Source organism: Gluconobacter sp. GP1 (assembly GCF_032913585.1).
In the GTDB taxonomy this organism is placed as follows: Bacteria; Pseudomonadota; Alphaproteobacteria; order Acetobacterales; family Acetobacteraceae; genus Gluconobacter; species Gluconobacter cerinus.
Map to the genome: position 1 here is coordinate 1 of NZ_JASGXC010000031.1, position 1,724 is coordinate 1,724.

Annotated in this window: 3 protein-coding genes; all 3 read right to left on the reverse strand. The window is 61.3% G+C overall.

The window, feature by feature from the left end; all coding sequences use genetic code 11:
- Positions 1-502: hypothetical protein (locus R5H23_RS16675; protein ID WP_317216110.1), on the reverse strand; the 502-nt coding region annotated here is incomplete at its 3' end.
- Positions 499-1,425: a DotH/IcmK family type IV secretion protein gene (locus R5H23_RS16680; protein ID WP_317216111.1), complete on the reverse strand. Its 927-nt coding sequence runs from the start codon at positions 1,423-1,425 to the stop codon at positions 499-501. The genes R5H23_RS16680 and R5H23_RS16675, both read right to left, overlap by 4 nt.
- Positions 1,426-1,724, reverse strand: a 299-nt coding sequence (locus R5H23_RS16685; protein WP_317216112.1) for a DotI/IcmL/TraM family protein, incomplete at its 5' end; no start/stop codon positions are given.

Sequence of the window (1,724 nt, forward strand, 5' to 3'; positions counted from 1 at the left end):
GCCGCCGCTCCCGGCTCGCGGACCGGTCGGAGGCAGTCTTTGTGCCTTCCGGAGCGCGCGTGAACTGATTCACCGCAGGAGGCGGAGGCGGAGGTGGCCGAGGCGTCCCGGGGGGCGTTACGCCGGCAGTTGTTGCAGAACCAGTGCCAGGCATCCGACCCAGCAGAGGGGCTTTATCGTCCCCCAATGGCCTGTTCGTCGTCAGCGCGCTTGCAAAAGATCGTCCACTGGCTTTTGCGGCGTCGGCATCAGCCTTCTCCTTCTCAAGCGTTGCGCTGTCGAGCTTGTCTGAGTGATTGTTTCCGCCAGCTGGCGGCGCAAGGGTTGGGGTTTGCAAAGCCGCCGACTTCGGTTTTGGCGTAGAGCCGTGGCTCATCATGTACCATCCCCCCGCGGCAACAACGAGAAGGCCTGCGGCCGCGAAGGCCGGGCGACGAGACGCCTTGAAACTGGTGGCAAGGCCGCTGGCAGATGCGGCCGGTCCTGGATGAGCTTCGCTCACGGGCCGTCCTCCGATAGTGTCGCAGAGACGATCCGGGCGCCTGAAGACAGGAGCACCTTTGATGTCTCGGGGATTTCATAAATTCCGATGCCATACTCGGTCGCATGAGCGCTTGGGGCGGGAGAAATAGGCGTGTAATCCGTGCGAAGGTACATCTTGTTGCCCAGCTTCCAGGCCCTGATCCGATCCGGGCTGACGCCGGAAACACGCAGGGGCACGGCATCGGCGGGTGGCGCACCATCGAGCATGTCGTCGAGGTTACGATCGCCCGTAGCTGGCGCGTCGGGCTCGGAATTGGGCGTGTCCTTCGCGTTTGGACCGCGTGCGGCGACCCGCACCGTCAGGTCTGCGTCATAGGCGCCTGTTCCACTGATGATCATGAAGGAGATCGGCTTTGGTGCGCCCTTGAGATTGACCAGAACACCGCCATGAGCATAACGCGAGACGGGGGTCAGCTGCAGGACGTTCGAGCCGGCTTCCGGAACACACGCATTGATCCCCACACTGCGCACGGCGGAGTTCTGTCCCTGACCATGGGCGTCGCATCCGCCGCTCTTGTTGGTGGCGATATCCCAGGCAATAGGCCAGGATTGACCCGTCTCATCGAGAAACGTGATGGCTGCGGGATAATCCTGCGCAATCCTGATGATATTGGTCTGAGCTCCCGGGGCAAGGGAGATCCGTACAGACCGCGACACAGGGGTGGCCAGACGGTGAGGATCTTCTGCTGCGTCCAGGTTCTTCTGGCCCTGATCGACCCGGTCATAGAAATGTTGCATCGCGCTGGGAGGCGGCGGCAAGCCTTCATAAATGGGATCGACCCGGGGCGCGCCGTTGCTGTCCCGCGTGGTCTGCGCGCAAACCACCGTTTCGGGAACTGCTAGCAGCAGAAGCCCGATCACTGCTCTAATTGTAATGTGCATTCAGCCCCCGTTATCGGCGGCGCGAGGCGCGTTGAGTTCTGTGATGACAAGCCCGTCAGGATGCTCGGGACTGTTGGTGCGCCTGATTGTCACATCCACCGAAAGAAGGTTGGTGGTGGAGCCGGAGGCATTCTCCCATTTGAGCAACATTGGAAATGAGACATGCCACTCGTAATCGCCGCTTCTCGTTTTTCCTTCGGAACGTATCGATGGCGCACTCTTCGGTGTGGCGGTCAGGAAGACACGTTTGGCCTTGATGAAATCAATATTACCGGGCCCGGAGAAGGACTGAGCCCAGG

Coding starts and splice junctions, on each gene's coding strand:
- R5H23_RS16680 (WP_317216111.1), bottom strand. CDS start 1,425: ATGCACATTACAATTAGAGCAGTGATCGGGCTTCTGCTGCTAGCAGTT.